At 56.1% G+C, this 15754-nt stretch carries 18 protein-coding genes; 9 read left to right on the plus strand and 9 right to left on the minus strand.

Translation table 11 applies throughout. The features are described from left to right. The first annotated feature begins 20 nt into the window (after positions 1-20). Positions 21-404, plus strand: a complete 384-nt coding sequence (locus ACO6TI_RS28225) for an SDR family oxidoreductase (protein WP_108875568.1) — start codon at positions 21-23, stop codon at positions 402-404. A gap of 30 nt (positions 405-434) precedes the next feature. Here ACO6TI_RS28225 and ACO6TI_RS28230 read toward each other — a convergent pair whose 3' ends face one another. The 4 genes from ACO6TI_RS28230 to ACO6TI_RS28245 all read right to left on the minus strand — a co-directional run bounded on the left by ACO6TI_RS28230 (position 435) and on the right by ACO6TI_RS28245 (position 4748). Further along, positions 435-884, minus strand: coding sequence for a lipocalin-like domain-containing protein (locus tag ACO6TI_RS28230; protein ID WP_108875569.1), 450 nt, complete (start codon positions 882-884; stop codon positions 435-437). 315 nt (positions 885-1199) lie between these two features. Continuing rightward, positions 1200-1955 (minus strand): hypothetical protein, encoded by a 756-nt coding sequence (locus ACO6TI_RS28235; RefSeq protein WP_055117817.1) that lies wholly within the window; start codon positions 1953-1955, stop codon positions 1200-1202. 21 nt (positions 1956-1976) lie between these two features. Then, positions 1977-3401, minus strand: a complete 1425-nt coding sequence (locus tag ACO6TI_RS28240) for an alkaline phosphatase D family protein (RefSeq protein ID WP_422383827.1) — start codon at positions 3399-3401, stop codon at positions 1977-1979. Positions 3402-3845: 444 nt separating this feature from the next. Then, the gene (locus tag ACO6TI_RS28245; protein WP_055117821.1) at positions 3846-4748 is read right to left on the minus strand and encodes a branched-chain amino acid aminotransferase; all 903 of its coding nucleotides are present in this window, start codon (positions 4746-4748) and stop codon (positions 3846-3848) included. A gap of 244 nt (positions 4749-4992) precedes the next feature. On the opposite strand from ACO6TI_RS28245, the gene ACO6TI_RS28250 reads away from it, so the two are divergent. The 3 genes from ACO6TI_RS28250 (at position 4993) to ACO6TI_RS28260 (ending at position 7689) form a co-directional block, all read left to right on the plus strand. Beyond that, positions 4993-5550: a MarR family winged helix-turn-helix transcriptional regulator gene (locus ACO6TI_RS28250; protein WP_196877123.1), complete on the plus strand. Its 558-nt coding sequence runs from the start codon at positions 4993-4995 to the stop codon at positions 5548-5550. 34 nt (positions 5551-5584) lie between these two features. Further along, entirely contained in the window at positions 5585-6283 is a 699-nt protein-coding gene (locus ACO6TI_RS28255; protein ID WP_055117823.1) for a response regulator, read from the plus strand. Between the two features lie 101 nt (positions 6284-6384). After that, a complete protein-coding gene (locus ACO6TI_RS28260; RefSeq protein WP_235808880.1) occupies positions 6385-7689 on the plus strand; it encodes an ATP-binding protein in 1305 nt (434 codons plus the stop codon). 21 nt (positions 7690-7710) lie between these two features. Here ACO6TI_RS28260 and ACO6TI_RS28265 read toward each other — a convergent pair whose 3' ends face one another. From ACO6TI_RS28265 to ACO6TI_RS28285, 5 genes are all read right to left on the minus strand, one after another. Further along, complete coding sequence (locus ACO6TI_RS28265; RefSeq protein WP_104703948.1) at positions 7711-8052, minus strand: tRNA-binding protein; 342 nt, start codon at positions 8050-8052, stop codon at positions 7711-7713. 68 nt (positions 8053-8120) lie between these two features. Further along, a complete protein-coding gene (locus ACO6TI_RS28270) occupies positions 8121-8822 on the minus strand; it encodes a TetR/AcrR family transcriptional regulator (protein WP_209003707.1) in 702 nt (233 codons plus the stop codon). Positions 8823-8979: 157 nt separating this feature from the next. Continuing rightward, positions 8980-9798 (minus strand): pyrroline-5-carboxylate reductase, encoded by an 819-nt coding sequence (proC, locus tag ACO6TI_RS28275; protein ID WP_108875570.1) that lies wholly within the window; start codon positions 9796-9798, stop codon positions 8980-8982. Continuing rightward, positions 9795-10295 carry a YbjN domain-containing protein gene (locus tag ACO6TI_RS28280; RefSeq protein WP_029065103.1) on the minus strand — a complete coding sequence of 167 codons (501 nt, stop codon included), beginning with the start codon at positions 10293-10295 and terminating at the stop codon, positions 9795-9797. Before ACO6TI_RS28280 ends, proC begins: the two co-directional genes overlap by 4 nt. A gap of 347 nt (positions 10296-10642) precedes the next feature. Continuing rightward, positions 10643-10909 (minus strand): accessory factor UbiK family protein, encoded by a 267-nt coding sequence (locus tag ACO6TI_RS28285; RefSeq protein WP_035900241.1) that lies wholly within the window; start codon positions 10907-10909, stop codon positions 10643-10645. A 204-nt stretch (positions 10910-11113) separates the two neighbouring features. Here ACO6TI_RS28285 and lgt point away from each other — a divergent pair, with 204 nt between their 5' ends. The 5 genes from lgt to ACO6TI_RS28310 all read left to right on the plus strand — a co-directional run bounded on the left by lgt (position 11114) and on the right by ACO6TI_RS28310 (position 15696). After that, positions 11114-11947, plus strand: a complete 834-nt coding sequence (gene lgt, locus ACO6TI_RS28290) for a prolipoprotein diacylglyceryl transferase (protein WP_209004673.1) — start codon at positions 11114-11116, stop codon at positions 11945-11947. Further along, the gene (locus tag ACO6TI_RS28295) at positions 11944-13032 is read left to right on the plus strand and encodes a class I SAM-dependent methyltransferase (protein ID WP_321190663.1); all 1089 of its coding nucleotides are present in this window, start codon (positions 11944-11946) and stop codon (positions 13030-13032) included. The genes lgt and ACO6TI_RS28295 overlap by 4 nt, the downstream gene beginning before the upstream one ends. A gap of 95 nt (positions 13033-13127) precedes the next feature. After that, positions 13128-13895 (plus strand): peptidoglycan editing factor PgeF, encoded by a 768-nt coding sequence (gene pgeF, locus ACO6TI_RS28300; RefSeq protein ID WP_108875571.1) that lies wholly within the window; start codon positions 13128-13130, stop codon positions 13893-13895. A gap of 28 nt (positions 13896-13923) precedes the next feature. Then, positions 13924-15081 (plus strand): M24 family metallopeptidase, encoded by a 1158-nt coding sequence (locus tag ACO6TI_RS28305; RefSeq protein ID WP_422383828.1) that lies wholly within the window; start codon positions 13924-13926, stop codon positions 15079-15081. Between the two features lie 93 nt (positions 15082-15174). Further along, entirely contained in the window at positions 15175-15696 is a 522-nt protein-coding gene (locus tag ACO6TI_RS28310; RefSeq protein WP_104703950.1) for a hypothetical protein, read from the plus strand. Positions 15697-15754: the final 58 nt, after the last annotated feature.

The raw sequence follows: 15754 nt of genomic DNA on the forward strand, positions 1-15754 counted from the left end.
CATGGATCGGTTTGGCGCCGATGCGGCTTGCGATGGCTGTGTTGCCTCACATCGGCAAGCATGGACGTGGTTCATTCGTTGCCATTTCAGGGATCGAGGCCGGTCAACCAAGACTGCCGTTCACGCTTGGACCAACCCGCCTCGCATTGCACGGTTTCATAAAACTGCTTGCGGACCGGTACGGGCGGCAGGGCATCCGCTTCAACGCCGTTGCCCCCGGCCTCATGGAGAGTGCACACGCAGAGTTTCACCCGGAATGGGCTGAAACCGTTCCTATGGGACGGGTGGGCCGCAATGAGGAAGTTGGCCGAACCATTGCGTTCCTTCTTTCAGAGGCATCGAGTTACATAACCGGTCAATGCCTGACCGTTGTCGGAGGTGTGAACAGGCCTGTTGGAAATTGACAGGCATCACCGCCGGCAATGCGGTCGCCGTCAAATGCCAGCGCGGCACCAATCCACATATGCGGTGACGGTTTGCCCCTGAAACAACGCGTTCGCTGCACTCAGGCGCAGCCGGTCGCCGGACATTTCCACCTGGCGGATTTGCTCTGTACCGACCCAGTTGGGACAAGAGGCCTGGGTCACGCGGTGAATGACATGATCTTGCTTGTATTCATACGGTCCGGCGTAGGTAATCTGAGATTTGATAGCCGCAGTGTCCTCCTGAACGGTTCCGCCGAACGGATCATTTGTGGCGTATTGCGTGCGATTGCTGGCCATCATGTGTACAAACACAAAACCATCTTGAGAATAACTGATATATCCGGTCGCATCCTCTCCCAATGGGTAAACACGGCGACCGTCTTCATCTTGATTGAACCAGGCAATCAACGACCAGGTGCCGACCAGAGTCAATTCCGACATAATAAACAATCCAATCATGAAATTGATTTCAACAATACGCTTGTCACGGCATATAGCGTTCGTTCGAGTCGGGTTTCACAATAGTGCAGACGGCACCCGTCAGTGAACCTTGGAAACGGGATCAGGGTCGATTTTCGATTGTGATATCAAGGATTCACTGCCGGCTGATGTCTGCCGTTGGAAGAATACCGCTTGCACCACAAACATTGCATACGGGCTTCCTGCCAAACGAAAACCAACTCAGCCCCGCACCCAACAATACCGGACCGGGAACTGCCACTTTTCGCATCCCGACCTGCTGGTTGCCTGTACTCGTCGTTTACCGCAGCAGCCCTACTCTCCCAGGTAATGCTCAGTATGCCACATGCCCCTGATGGGAGCTGCGCCTTGTTGGGTTACTTGAAATTCCTGCCACCATCTTGCGGCTTGCCAGATCGCTTCGGGGCAACTGGCTCTGCTTTCCAGCCCGGGTGTCAAATCATAACCGTTGGCGGAACATAAAGCTTCGATAAAGGCCGCAGATGGTATTCCATATCCATCGAACAACGGGTTGTCTGCTCGCCCAACCCCCCAGACGTAACCCAGCCAAAGCAGAAGCAGCTCAACACAATCGAGGTCGACACGTTGCTTCTTGAACTGCACTATCGTTTTTTTCATCTCGCTCAGTTTCACTGGTATCCGCATGACCGCAATGTTGGGATACATGTTTTTGCTGGCGTAGTTGGCAAGATGGGCCTGTTCCACGGCGTTGTCTGAAGGCGGGTAACCAAATCCTTCGGCGGGCTCCAGCGAAATTTCCCAGATAGCGCCTTTGTCTGTGGGGCCGGAGCCCTGAAGCAGGACGACATGTGACCAATGGCTGGGGCTCATGTCGTTCCTCAAGTGGCCCTGCGCCACTCGTGTGTGAAAATAGGATTTCTGTTTGCCACCGATCAGAACAAGATAGGACATACCCTTCGCGCCCTCTTCAGCGGCAAGCGTTTTGAGATGCCTTTTGACCCATTTCTCGTTGTCTTCGCTGCCACGTCTCTTTGCCTGAACAAACTCTGGATTATGCGCCTTTGCCGTTGATGCCACAATATTCAGCATTCGAAGTCTCCTGAAAATTCGTTACCTGAGAAGCCCAAGCGCGACGTCCCTGGGTTTACCGGGATGCTTGTGAATTTCGTAATACGTCACCTTTGCCTCGAGTGTATTGGCCGCCTTGCGCAAGGCAAGCATGGCAAATTGATCCCCGGTGTGCTTGTAAATGGTCTCTGTACGATAGCGCTTGCCGAAGACCTGTTGAGCGAAAAACGGTTCCGCGTCGGGAGGCTTTGAATGTCGCGGCCAGCGAGACTTTTCGCCCTTGAAAAACCTCCGAAAGCCGGCACCGATGTTCTTGAGCTGATCGCTGCCGATGGTCGTTACCAAAGACGAGGGCGAACAAATGATTTCAATGAATTTGGTCCGCCCCGCTTCCTTTACCCGGGTGACGCGACCCCAATGAACGTCACCCGTCAGAAGCAATACAGGACGCCCGGCGTCGGAAAGTCTTTGGAGCGCTTTTACAATGCCTTCATAGTCACCGTAATTGGGAAGCATCCAGTCTGCGACGGAACCCTTGTATTCACCGACCGGCTTGTCGAGTAAGGATTGCCCGGTAACGACAGCGCCGACTTTCTTTTCTGCAATCAAACGGTCCACCCAATCGTTCAATTGGGGCAATCCATCTGGAGCAAGGGTAGCGCTGCGGTCTTCCTGTCTCTGCGAGCGTTGATCCAGAACAATGATTGAAACAGGATCAACATTGACTTCTATGTTGTCCCCGCGAACCGCTGGCGTGGCGCATTGGAACGCGTCATAGAGCTGGTCCGCTGCGTTCTTCCAGCGCGCTCGGGAATCCTGTTTCCAGGAATTCTGGATTATCGGAGATCTGTGGGGAAAGTTGTTCCAATATTCATGGTCATCGGGACAAAACACCGCCGGCGATGTTTTCAACAACGCGTCGAGGCCGAGATTTGAGGTCCAATTGGTTCGATAATAGTGTTGAAATCTTTCGGAAAGTTGCGCTTCGTCGTCCGGATAGTTGTTGAGCGTGGGTAGGTCGAGATAGACCTGATCACCCATAAACAACGACAGGTCCTGGCGTTCTGAAGCCGGGATATTCGAATAGGTTCGTGCAACTTGCGCCTGCCGGTTTTCGGCCTGATGGAAACAGGAACACAGCAAAATGCGGAACCATGTGTCTGTCGAAATCGCTTCGGGAAACCGCCTTATGCTTAATTCGGCGGTCCCGCCATTTGCCGTAACCGATACCCGGTCATAATTTGCCTGCGGATCCTCAACCGAAATCTCAAAGACACCGGTGAGCAGTGTCGAGCCGAATTTGTGTGATGGCGCGAGCGGGCGCAGCGCTACAGGCGTGACGGCCTTGCCGTTTATCTTCCATTTTGGTCGAGGGGCAGAGTTTTCGTCATTGTCGCTCTCAACACACAGCCATACTCTTATCGTGTTCTTTGAAGAAACCCGCGCATGTAGTGTTAAGCTGGTCAAGGCTATGGACCTTACGGTTAAAAGCCATAGCCTACTCAATATGCGTTTTCGCAATCAAGAGTTTAATTAATTTTCTCAATCTACTTTTTCGATAAAGATCTCGCGCTTATTAATTCTCGCACCTGACAGGCACCTGGCACGAGTTGCATGAATTCATCTCCAAAGACCGGCATTTGTCAGCCTCTCCCGCTGCCGGCCCTCGCCGCGCATCTGGGTCAGTTCATCAAAAACAGTTGGAAATATCAGGTACGGATCTGCAATTGAACTGATCGGGATTTGACCGCCGGACAAGGCGCCAGAAAATGGCGCCGGAAATGCGGTTAGACTGCAAGCACTGTCTGACAAAGCAGTGGGCTCAGGACGAGACGTTCACCGCCACCCGCACCCGTTCAGGCGGTTCTACGGTGAACAGAGCCGCCCTGGTTTCGATCCCCGACACGAGGATCAGCCGGCTGCCGCCTGCAAGGCAGGTGCATCAGGCCGCACGGCAGCATCATAGTCCTTCATGAGTGTTTCGATGATCTCGCCGACCTCGAATTTGGTTCCGGCAATTTCCGAAACAGGCGTGACTTCCGCCGCCGTACCGGTCACGAAGCACTGCTCGAATTCGGGAATCTCTTCCGGCATGATCGCGCGTTCGATCACCTCGATGCCGCGTTCCCGTGCAAGATCGATCACGGTGCGGCGGGTAATGCCGTCAAGGAAACAGTCAGGTGTCGGCGTGTGGATCTTGCCTTCCCTGATGAAGAACACGTTGGCGCCCGTGCATTCGGCAACACGCCCACGCCAGTCCAGCATGAGCGCGTCAGTATAACCTTTTTGTTCCGCCGCGTGTTTTGACACGGTGCAGATCATGTAAAGGCCGGCGGCCTTGGCCTTGAAGGGTGCCGTTTTAGGATCCGGACGGCGGTACTCCGCCATATCGAGACGGATCCCCTTCAATCTTTCCTCCGGCTTGAAGTAGCTCGGCCACTCCCAGGCCGCAATGGCCAGGTGAATGGTGTTGGTTTGCGCCGAGATGCCCATCATTTCACTGCCACGCCAGGCGACCGGACGGATATAGGCATCGGTCAGCTGCATGCGTGCCAGGGTTTCTTCCTTGGCGGCGTTGATCTGCTCGGCTGTCCAGGGGATCTCGAAGCCGAGCGTACGGGCTGACTCCAGCAACCGCTCGGTATGTTCCTCGGACTTGAATATCCGGCCACCGTATGCGCGCTCACCTTCGAAGACACTGCTGCCATAGTGCAAGCCATGACTCAGGATGTGGAGCTTCGCGTCCGACCAGGGCACGAACTCGCCATCATACCAGATATCACCACTGAGCTGATCAAAAGGCGTTCCAGCCATGTTCCATCTCCAGCACGCTCATTGAGCGATTATTGAATTTTTGTTACAGACGCGAATAACGCCAAAGACTTGCGCCTGTATTTCTGCTGTATATTTTGCACAGCACGCCAACTATCGGTATCCTGATGACCGCGGCAGCGTTGAACGGATTCGTTTATCATCCGATGCCTAAAAATGCATCTTTGAGACCGATCATTTCGCGCGCAGCTTCTGACAAGTAACAATCGACCAGAATTAAGTCAATATGACTGACGTAAATTTCAAACCGGCAATTTCACCTGTCCCGCGGGAAGAGGATGTTGCGTCAAATGATCCGGCTCAAAACGAGGCTGAGGACTCCTTGCCATATGACCTGATCGAGCTTCTGTTTTTCGCCTACAAGGATTTCACCGGCGACCCCGATGACGTCCTTGCCGAATTCGAATTCGGCCGGGCTCATCACCGTGTGCTTCACTTTGTGGAGAGAAATCCGGGCATCATGGTCACAGACCTGCTCGGAATATTGCGCATTACCAAACAGAGCCTTGGGCGCGTTCTCAAGCAACTTGTCGATGCAGGTATCATCGAGCAGCGTGAGGGTCTGAATGACCGGCGGCAACGGCTGCTATATACGACGGAGCGGGGTCACACTCTCGCGGAAGAACTGGCACACCTGCAGCAAAAGCGCCTTGAACGTGCCCTAATTGGATTGCCTGATGGCAGCGAGGAAATCGTGCGGCAGTTTCTGTTGCAGATGATCGATCCCGAGGCTCGCGCGGACATAATGAGACTTATCAAAAGCCCGTTCCCCCTGAAGGACTGACCGACGTCGAGTTAACAAGGAACAAAATGACGACATGAAAGCCCAGGTGCCCGACGACAATGCCAACCATATCCTCCTGGTGGATGACGACAAGCGGATCAGGGATCTGCTCTCAAGGTTGCTAAAGGAAAACGGCTACCGGGTTTCCACTGCCGCCAATTCCGCCGAAGCGCGCACGTGCCTTTCCGGCCTCGAATTCGATCTGATCATCCTGGATGTGATGATGCCCGGCGAAACAGGTCTTGAGCTCGCAGTTTCCCTGCGCGAGGAGTCCGAGGTTCCGATCCTCATGCTCACGGCCAGGTCCGAAGCCACGGACCGTATTGCCGGGCTGGAGGCTGGTGTCGACGATTATTTGCCCAAGCCTTTCGAACCTCGGGAACTGATGCTCAGAATGGCCGCGATCCTGCGCAGGGGGAACACTCAGCCCGCCGTCGCCAGTGAAGAGATCCGGTTCGGACCGTTTTCATTCAACAGCTCCAGAGGCGAGCTCAAGAACGGTGACAGTCAGGTCCGTCTAACGGACAGGGAAAAACAGATCCTGTCGATCTTCGCAGAACAACCGGGAGCCACGGTGCCGCGCCACAAGATCGTTGGCGGCGAAAGCGGCCTCGGCGAACGCACGGTTGATGTTCAGATCAACAGGTTAAGGCGCAAGATCGAAACGGATCCGGGCAATCCGATCTACCTGCAGACTGTTCGCGGCATTGGCTATCGACTGGCGTGTGATTGAGCAATTGTCGAATGGCCAATCCTGAAATCCTGCTCCGGCGTTTCTCACAATCCGCATTTTTGAAGCCGATACTGCATGTCTACAGGGCGGTTTCGCGCTTCATGTACCGGATCATGCCGAAAGGGCTCTATACCCGGACCTTCCTGATCATCATCGCCCCGATCGTCATCCTGCAATCCGTCCTTGTATTCGTCTTCATGGAACGCCACTACCAGCTCGTCTCCAGGAGGATGTCGGAAGCGGTGGTGCGGGAAATCGCAGCCATTGTGTATGTGCTGGAGCACTATCCGCAGGATCCCGACTACACCAATATCGAACAACTCGCCTCAAACGCCCTCGGCATGTCCACCACGATCCTGCCCCTTGAGCCACTCCCGCCGCCGACATCCAAGCCCTTCTTCGATGTGATCGACAAGGAACTCAGTCTCGCGATCAGCCGGAAAATCGGCAAGCCGTTCTGGATCGACACCGTCGGACGCTCCCGATTTGTCGAAATCCGGATCCAGTTGAAGGACTCCATTCTCAGGGTCTTCACACGTCGTAGCCAGACTTTCGCCTCCAACTCCCATATCTTCCTGGTCTGGATGTTTTCCACGTCGCTCGTCCTGCTGATCATCGCGCTGTTGTTTCTCAGGAACCAGATCCGCCCCATTGTCCGTCTTGCCAACGCTGCGGAAGCATTCGGCAAGGGCCGTCCCGTCGACAATTTCCGCGCCAGCGGCGCCCGCGAGGTTCGCCGTGCCAGCCTTGCCTTTATCGATATGCGCCGACGGATCGAGCGCCAGATCGAGCAGCGAACGACGATGCTGGCAGGTGTCAGTCACGACCTCAGAACCATCCTGACACGTCTCAGGCTGCAACTCGCATTCCTCGGCGAAACACCCGAAAGCGAAGCCATGCGCAAGGACGTCGATGAGATGAGCAACATGCTGGAAGACTACCTGGCATTTGCCAAGGGCGACGCGGACGAGGAGACCCGGTCAACGGACATCGCACTGCTGCTGGAAGAGTTGGAAGAAGAATCCGAGATTTCCGGATTTCTGGTCACGACCTCTTTCGACGGGCCATCGGAAGCGGAAGTCAAGCGGCTATCGATGAAGCGTTGCCTGTCCAACCTCGTGACCAATGGCTGCAAATACGGCAACCGCGTAGACGTATCCGGAGGCATCGATCGGGGCTGGCTGACCGTTACCGTCGATGACGACGGCCCGGGCATTCCTGAAGAAGAGCGGAGCCTTGCCTTTCGTGCCTTTTACCGGCTGGACCTTGCCAGAAATCAGGACGAGACGGGAAGCGGCCTGGGCCTTGCCATCGCCCGCGATGTTGCGCGCGCCCATGGCGGTGATCTTTATCTCGAAGACAGCCCGCTCGGTGGTCTGAGGGCCCGGCTCAGGGTACCAGCGTGAACACACACGCCCGAACCATTCTCAATAGAGCCGTCCTCCGATGGGAACATTCTTGTCCGGCGTCAGGAGAACGACCTCACCTTCGTCGTCCGGAACACCGAGAGTCAGAACTTCCGACCTGACCGGTCCGATCTGGCGTGGCGGAAAATTGACGACGGCCATCACCAGTTTTCCAACAAGGCTTTCCGGCGTGTAGTGTTTCGTGATCTGGGCCGACGTCTTCTTGATCCCGATGTCGGGACCGAAATCGATCCGCATCTTGTAGGCGGGTTTGCGCGCTTCCGGGAATTCCTCCGCTTCGACCACCTTGCCGACCCGGACATCCACTTTCAGAAAATCGTCAAAACTGATTTCGTCGCTCATGAACCACCCTTTGCTTTTCACAAGCGAACATGGACTCGCTCCGAACTCGGCGCAAGCCCGAAGCTGCATTAGGCCCTTGCCGGTTCTTCTTCGGCATATCCTGCATCATGATCGGGCTCATCCTCTGAATGCCGACCCTGTCTGCGTCTGCCTTTCGAAGCCTTTTTCAGGAAGGACCGCAGCCCCTTGGCAAAGCCATCAAGCCTGTTCAGGCGCTTCATGAACGAGGTGCCATTGTCCAGTTCCTTGTCGAGGCGTGCCATCGTCCGGGGCATGCCCTCATCCGCCTCGTCCAGCCAGACCCTGACGACACGTGCAAAGGCAACGGCAAGTCCCTGGGCGACGATCCCGCCCTTGAACCCGGACACCTCAATCCCTGCGGCAATCAGCATCCACTTCTGCGAACGGGTTTCCAGCCGGTTGAAATCAAGCGCAAGCGCCGGATCACGGCGTGCGGCCTTGTGCAATGACCGTACTGCTTCCTTGTGGTCCGCAAGCGCATCGATGCGCGCCATGAGCACGTCGAACAGGCGGTCACGAGGCGGTTGGTCTTCCATATCCTCGTCGCGCTCATCGAGCACCTGCGTGTCGATCTTTTCGGCAAACGCGGCGACAAGGTCGAGTTTGGAGGCATAGGAACTGCGCATGTCGGAGAGTTTGACCTTCGCCTTCTCCGCGACCAGTGGCAGCGACACGTCTTCGTAAGGGTGGTCGGAAAGAAGGCCCAGAAACGTCTGAAGGATCTTCTGCTTGGTCTTTGCGGTCGTCATGGAGCAATCTCCCATTGGTCATTGTATGGAAAGATAGGAGACCTTTGCTGCGGCGAAAAGAGCGGCGCTCCGCCGCAGCTCCTGAATTTGCGTGCATTTCCTGAGGAATGTTCGCTCAAAAGCCGCAATCCGGCCCGTCCATCCGGCGTGCAGGATGTCAGCCCGCGAGTTCCCTCGCCCGTTTGATTGCAGCTGCAACCGCTTCCGTCATTACCGGTTGAAGGCCCTCTTCGTGCATCAGCACATCAAGGGCGGCCGCTGTCGTGCCGTTCGGACTGGTGACGTTCCGGCGCAGGATCGAAGGATGCTCTCCGGATTGATGAAGCAGTTCCCCGGCACCGCTGATCGTTGCGACGGCCAGGTCATGCGCAATCTCTTCCGGCAACCCGGCTGCTTTTCCAGCTTCGCTCAACGCTTCTGCCAGGTAAAACACATAGGCAGGTCCCGACCCGCTGACACCTGTGACCAGATCAATCTGGTCTTCGCTATCGAGCCAGACGACCTTGCCGACCGCCGAGAGCAATCTCGCGACATCTTCCTTCTGGCTTTCGCTCACATCGTCAGTTGGAAAAACAGCTGTAATACCCCGTTTTACCATGGCCGGCGTATTCGGCATGCATCTGCACACCGCAACATCGCCGAACACGGATCTAAACTTGGAGACGGGCGTTCCCGCAGCAACGGACATGAGGAGCGTGTCGTTCGCAACCGCTGTCTTCAGCCCGGGCAAGACCTTGTCCATCATCTGCGGCTTGACCGCCAACAGGACGGTTCCGGCACTCAGCGTCTCCGGAACAGCTGTCACGTGACGGATACCGTGTTTTTTCAACAGGGCACCCATCTCGTCGGACAGGCCCGGATCGCAGACGACGATAGCGGAAGGATCAATCCCCTCGGCCATCCAGCCTGACATCATCGCCCCTCCCATCTTGCCGGCGCCGACAAGAAGAAAGGGACGCTCTTTTGAAAAATTCATGCTTCCCCTGCGGTTTCAAACAATGCCGTACTCATGGCATCTGCAGCCGAATGCCCGGCCCAGACCACGAATTGAAAGGCTTGATAGAAACGTTCGCAGTTTTCAAGGGCATTTGTCAGCATCGCTTCAATCTGCGCCGAAGATGCTTCGGCACCGCCGCTTAGCAACAGTGACTGCCGGAACATGATGACGTTCTCTTTGTGCCAGAGATCGAAGTGTCCCATCCAGAGCTGTTCGTTGACGAGGGCCAGAAGCCGGATAACTTCGGTCTTGCGCGGCTCCGTGACCTTCAGGTCGAAAGCACAGGCAAGATGCAGTGCTTCCACCTCCTCCATCCAGGAGAAGGAGACATGGTAATCACACCAGCTGCCTCCCAGCGAGATGGTGATTTCGTCCTCGTCCGAGCGTTCAAACGCCCAGTCGTTCAACGCGGCAACGGTTTCGATGGTATCAACGGGATTGTCAGGTCGCTCGAAGTCGATCTCGATGAGGCTCATGATGCCTTCTCCCCTTTCGAGCCGGGGCCGAATACCCGATCAGGATAACCGGGCGGGCCGCCGGGAAATTTCCCATGCCGGAGGAGCAAAACGCGTCCTTTGGTGGCCCTACTCAAGAGAACCGGTTCCGTCTTGCTCCGACGAATCCCTGTTGTCTTCGAGTATAGGATCAGGAATGATTTAATGGATACATACCAAACCCGATGAATTCGCCGAAACTTGTGGACGACTCAGCTGAAATTCTCGTCAAACTGCTCAAAATCACTGCATTTCCGCCAAGTTCATTCGTCGTATTTCTGTCATCAACAATTAACAGAAAGTGCTCACTTCGACGTCACCCAAGTGCTTTAAGCGTCTCCGTCGTCTCCGGAATTGCCGTTTTCGAGCTTGGCGAGCCGCGATTCGAGCTCTTCGACCCGGTCGAGCGCACGCACCGCCATTTCCTTGACTGCTTCATGCTCTTCCCGGGACACCATATCCATGTCGGACAGGAAACGTTCCGCCTGAGCGCGGAATGCGGTTTCCACCTCACGTCGGGCGCCTTGTGCGACACCGGCGGCATCTGTCATCAGTTTTGCGAAATCGTCGAGAAGGCGGTTTGGGCCCTGGGTCATCTGACCCTCCTTGTTCAGGAACATTTTCAATACCCGACAGGTATGAGGGAAATGCTTCAACTTCAAGAACCAATTCCGTCACACCGCAATTCAATGGGCGGCTCGCGAACGCTTGACGACAGCACGCTTGACGGATGAACGAAGATCGCGCAAGCGTTGCCCCGGATATTCCCCAGCCCAAGTCAGGCTCAAGAAGGACGTCACGTGCCGACAGTTTTCGTTTTGCCGTTTCCGGCAATTGATCCGGTTATTTTCGAAATCGGTCCTTTCGCACTCCGCTGGTATGCGCTTGCCTACATTGTCGGCATCATACTCGCCTGGCGCTATATGCGTACTCTTGTCCGCAACGATCGGCTATGGGCAGGCCTTCAAAGACCCACTCCTGTCGATCTGGATGACTTTGTCCTGTGGGGCACGTTCGGCATCATTATCGGCGGACGCCTGGGGTATGTCCTTTTCTACAATCCCTCCTACTACTTCGCCAATCCGGGGGAAGCTCTTGCCGTCTGGACAGGCGGAATGTCCTTTCACGGCGGTTTTGCAGGCACGGTGATTGCCATTTTCCTGTTTGCCTGGCGCAGGGGGCTGTCGGTCTGGACCCTGTTCGACCTTGCCGGTTGCGCGGCACCGATCGGTCTCTTTTTCGGCCGGATCGCAAACTTCATCAATGCCGAGCTGTGGGGCCGCACGACGGACGTCCCCTGGGCAGTGGTGTTTCCGGGCGCCGGCCCCGAACCCCGCCACCCCAGCCAGATCTACGAGGCCGCTCTCGAGGGCGTCGTATTGTTTCTTGTGCTCCGTCTTCTCAGTCACCGCTTCAAGCTCCTGGAAAAGCCGGGATTCCTCGCAGGCGCCTTTGCGTTTGGATATGGCGTTGGCCGATCGTTCGCCGAACTCTACCGCGTTCCCGATGCACATATCGGTTATCTGTCGGGTTTCCTGACGATGGGAATTCTGTTGTCCCTCCCCATGATCCTCGGAGGCATCGCGCTCATGGTCTGGGCCGCTCGGAGGTCAAACCGAGAGGCTCGGAATTGACGGCGGTGAAGGACAAGATCAAGGCGAGGATCGTGGCGGATGGACCGATGTCGGTCGCGCAGTACATGGCAACCTGCCTGGGCGACCCTGACGGCGGCTACTATGCGACACGAGACCCTTTCGGACGCGAAGGCGATTTCATCACCGCTCCCGAAGTCAGTCAGATGTTCGGCGAACTCGTCGGCGCCGCCTGTGCATCGGCACACCAGGCGCTCGGCGAACCTGACCGGATCAATCTCGTCGAGTTCGGGCCCGGCCGGGGGACGCTGATGGCGGATCTCCTGCGCGTTGCGGCCCTCCGGCCCGCATTCGTGAAGGCAGCAAACCTGCATCTGATTGAAACCAGCCCGCACTTGAGGAAAAAGCAGCGGGAAACGCTGGCAAAAGCACCCCTGCAGCCAACTTTTCTGGGCACATTTCTGGACGTTCCGGACGGACCATTGATCGGTGTCGCCAACGAGTTTTTCGATGCCCTTCCAATTCATCAGTTCGTCAAGACGGAGCAAGGATGGTGCGAGCGCGTCATAGGAATCGACAATGCAGGTGAGCTCGCCTTCGGCGCCGGAACGGCCCGAATACCGAAGAGCGACCTCCCTCCCGGTCTCGCCGGGTCCCCACTTGGAACCATCATCGAGACTCAACCGGCTGCAAATGCGATCGCCGAGCAGTTGGGTGCGAGGCTGGCGCAGTATGGAGGAGCCGTCCTCATTATCGACTACGGCTATTTCAGGACCGCACCTGGAGACACGTTACAGGCGCTTTACAAGCATGTTTACGACGATGTCCTGGCGCATCCGGGCGATGCCGACTTGACCGCACATGTAAATTTCGAAGCACTGGCGACGGCCGCGATCAAGGGAGGTGCCAAGGTTCATCCGCCCATGACACAGGGTGATTTCCTGTTGCGATCAGGTCTGCTGGAACGGGCAGGCTCGCTTGGTGCCGGGAAAACCCAATCGGAACAGGAGAGCATTCGCAACGCGGTCGAACGGCTTGCGGCACCTGATCAAATGGGAAGTCTTTTCAAGGTTTTGGCTCTGACAGGAGAAAATTGCCCATTCCCACCGTTTGACAGCACCGGCTGAGTTCCTCAAGGATCGGAGGTTGGCGACGAATCGATCCAGAAATGGACGCGCAAGGATCTCGTCAGACGACACCGGTTTCTTCAGAAGGTCACCAAATGAAGATAGAAGCAGATGCGCTGAAGCTGGATGGGATACGCCACGGCTTTTTCACGCGAAGAGGCGGAGTTTCAACCGGTATCTATGAAAGCCTGAATGTAGGGCTTGGATCCGATGACACGCGCGATGTCGTGCTGGAAAACCGCAATCGTGTTGCCGAAAAATTCAATGTTTCCGCTGATCGGCTCGTATCGCCCTATCAGGTTCACTCTCCCGATGTGATCACCGTTCAGGGCCCCTGGCAGGACGGTGCAGACCGAAAAGCGGACGCAGTGGTGACCAGCGAGCCTGATCTGGCCATTGGCGTATCGACCGCCGATTGCGGCCCTGTCCTTTTCGCCGACGCAGGCGCCGGTGTTGTCGGCGCGGCACATTCCGGCTGGAAAGGGGCAATTTCCGGTGTCCTGAACAACACCGTGGCGGCAATGGAAAAGCTTGGCGCAAAAAGACAAGACACTGTTGCCGTGCTTGGTCCGACGATATCGCAAGGCTCATACGAAGTCGGAGCGGAATTCCGGGAACGCTTCGTGGGCGTCGCTCCCGAATACGGTTCCTATTTCGTTTCGTCGAAACGCGCCGGACATTACATGTTTGATCTGCCGGCGTTTATTACCGATGATCTTGAACGCATGGGTCTGGGTGCAGTCGCCAATCTCGGTCTTTGCACCTACATTGACGAAGAGCGCTTTTATTCCTACCGCCGCACGACCCATCGAAACGAGCCCGACTACGGCCGCCAGATCAGCGCAATCTCCCTTGGAAACTGACGACTAAACGAGTGAATGTGAGGACACCATGGCACTGCATTTTTCAGACGCTGAGTTTGAGCGCCGCTTTGATGGACTGAAGGCTGTCATGGAAGCCGAAAAGTTCGACGCAATGCTCCTGTTCGCCCAGGAAAGCATGTATTGGCTGACAGGCTACGACACGTTCGGTTTCTGCTTCTTCCAATGCCTCGTGGTCACCAGGGACGGGGAAAAGGTATTGCTGACGAGATCGGCCGATCAACGCCAGGCGCGCCATACTTCCAACATCTCCGATATCCGCATCTGGATTGACAGAGGAGCTGCAAGCCCGGTTCTCCAGCTCAAGGACATGCTCTTCGATATGGATCTGCTCGGAGCTCGTATCGGCATTGAGTACGACACTCATGGAATGACGGGAAAGATTGCCCTTCAGCTCAATTCCGAGCTGACCAGCTTCGCAAATATCAGCGATGCCTCCGCACTGATCCCGGATCTGCGCGCGGTCAAGAGCGAAGAGGAAATCGTCTATGTCCGCAAGGCTGCCGAATTGGCTGACAAGGCCTTTGATGCGGCAATGGAGGAAATTCGCCCCGGCGCCGACGAAGGTAGAATTCTGTCTGCCATGCAGGGTGCGATTTTCGAAGGCGGTGGTGACTATCCCGGCAATGAATTCATTATCGGTTCCGGCCACGATGCGCTTTTGTGCCGCTACAAGGCGGGTCGGCGTGTCCTTGGCGAGAGAGACCAGATCACGCTCGAGTGGGCAGGCAGCTATCGGCATTACCATGCGGCCGTGATGCGCACTGTGGTTGTCGGAACTCCGACCGATCGTCATCAGGAAATGTATCAGGCCGCACGCGAAGCCCTTGCCGCGGTCGAAACGCAGCTTGTCCCGGGCAAGACCTTCGGCGATATATTCGATGCCCATGCAGAACGGATGGATGCCCATGGCATGATGCAGCATCGGCTGAATGCCTGCGGTTATTCTCTCGGTGCCAGATTTACGCCAAGCTGGATGGATACGCCTATGGCTTACCGGGGCAATCCGGCGGAAGTGAAAGCGAACATGGTGATTTTCATGCACATGATCCTTATGGATTCGATCACCGACACGGCAATGACACTCGGGCAAACCTACCTCACGACTGACGGCGCGCCGGAATGCTTATCCACGCTCCCTCTCGACCTGCCGGTAAAGTCAGGCTAAACCAACTGAAATTCGCGGTCCCTCATGCCTTTCGCTCCTGGCATGGCCGGATCGCATTCATATCGACATCGTCTCTCAATGCCGGGCCGCTTCATGCTCTCAACTTCCAGTCAGAAAATTTCTTCGGTCCTGCGGGCATTGGCAGGTTTGCTGCTTGTTGGCGCACTTGCCGCCTGCCAGTCTTCATCACAACCTCCGACACCGATTTCCGGCGCTGTTTCGACGCCGTCGATTGCCGGTCAGGCAGACGAAGAATCCGGAGTGACGTTCGCATTCGAACCCTTTACCGGTGCCCCCGGCAACATAGCCGACGAACTCTCTGAATATATCGGCAATGAAGCCCGTAAACAGGATATCACGCTGGTGCGCCGCGTCGGCGCCGTTGCAACCTATCGCGTCAACGGCTTTCTGGCCGCAACCGGCCAGCCATCCAACGGAACCGTGTTCTACGTCTTTGATATCGTCGACAATAACGGGCGCCGCTTGAAACGCATTTCCGGTACAGAGACGACCGGGGGAGCGTCGGGCGACCCATGGCAGTCTGTCAGCTCTTCCACACTATCGCGAATCGCCACTCGCTCGATGGTGGAAATCGAGGCCTGGCTCAACCGATAATGATAAGTTCGCCGGATTATTATTGCGCCGCGTCATAAAAAATAAAAAAAAGACGGTG

The sequence above is a fragment of the Roseibium album genome (assembly GCF_965233825.1).
In the GTDB taxonomy this organism is placed as follows: domain Bacteria; phylum Pseudomonadota; class Alphaproteobacteria; order Rhizobiales; family Stappiaceae; genus Roseibium; species Roseibium album.

Coding starts and splice junctions, on each gene's coding strand:
- ACO6TI_RS28225 (WP_108875568.1), top strand. CDS start 21: ATGCGGCTTGCGATGGCTGTGTTGCCTCACATCGGCAAGCATGGACGT.
- ACO6TI_RS28230 (WP_108875569.1), bottom strand. CDS start 884: ATGATTGGATTGTTTATTATGTCGGAATTGACTCTGGTCGGCACCTGG.
- ACO6TI_RS28235 (WP_055117817.1), bottom strand. CDS start 1,955: ATGCTGAATATTGTGGCATCAACGGCAAAGGCGCATAATCCAGAGTTT.
- ACO6TI_RS28245 (WP_055117821.1), bottom strand. CDS start 4,748: ATGGCTGGAACGCCTTTTGATCAGCTCAGTGGTGATATCTGGTATGAT.
- ACO6TI_RS28250 (WP_196877123.1), top strand. CDS start 4,993: ATGACTGACGTAAATTTCAAACCGGCAATTTCACCTGTCCCGCGGGAA.
- ACO6TI_RS28255 (WP_055117823.1), top strand. CDS start 5,585: ATGAAAGCCCAGGTGCCCGACGACAATGCCAACCATATCCTCCTGGTG.
- ACO6TI_RS28260 (WP_235808880.1), top strand. CDS start 6,385: ATGTACCGGATCATGCCGAAAGGGCTCTATACCCGGACCTTCCTGATC.
- ACO6TI_RS28265 (WP_104703948.1), bottom strand. CDS start 8,052: ATGAGCGACGAAATCAGTTTTGACGATTTTCTGAAAGTGGATGTCCGG.
- ACO6TI_RS28270 (WP_209003707.1), bottom strand. CDS start 8,822: ATGACGACCGCAAAGACCAAGCAGAAGATCCTTCAGACGTTTCTGGGC.
- proC (WP_108875570.1), bottom strand. CDS start 9,798: ATGAATTTTTCAAAAGAGCGTCCCTTTCTTCTTGTCGGCGCCGGCAAG.
- ACO6TI_RS28280 (WP_029065103.1), bottom strand. CDS start 10,295: ATGAGCCTCATCGAGATCGACTTCGAGCGACCTGACAATCCCGTTGAT.
- ACO6TI_RS28285 (WP_035900241.1), bottom strand. CDS start 10,909: ATGACCCAGGGCCCAAACCGCCTTCTCGACGATTTCGCAAAACTGATG.
- pgeF (WP_108875571.1), top strand. CDS start 13,128: ATGAAGATAGAAGCAGATGCGCTGAAGCTGGATGGGATACGCCACGGC.
- ACO6TI_RS28305 (WP_422383828.1), top strand. CDS start 13,924: ATGGCACTGCATTTTTCAGACGCTGAGTTTGAGCGCCGCTTTGATGGA.
- ACO6TI_RS28310 (WP_104703950.1), top strand. CDS start 15,175: ATGCTCTCAACTTCCAGTCAGAAAATTTCTTCGGTCCTGCGGGCATTG.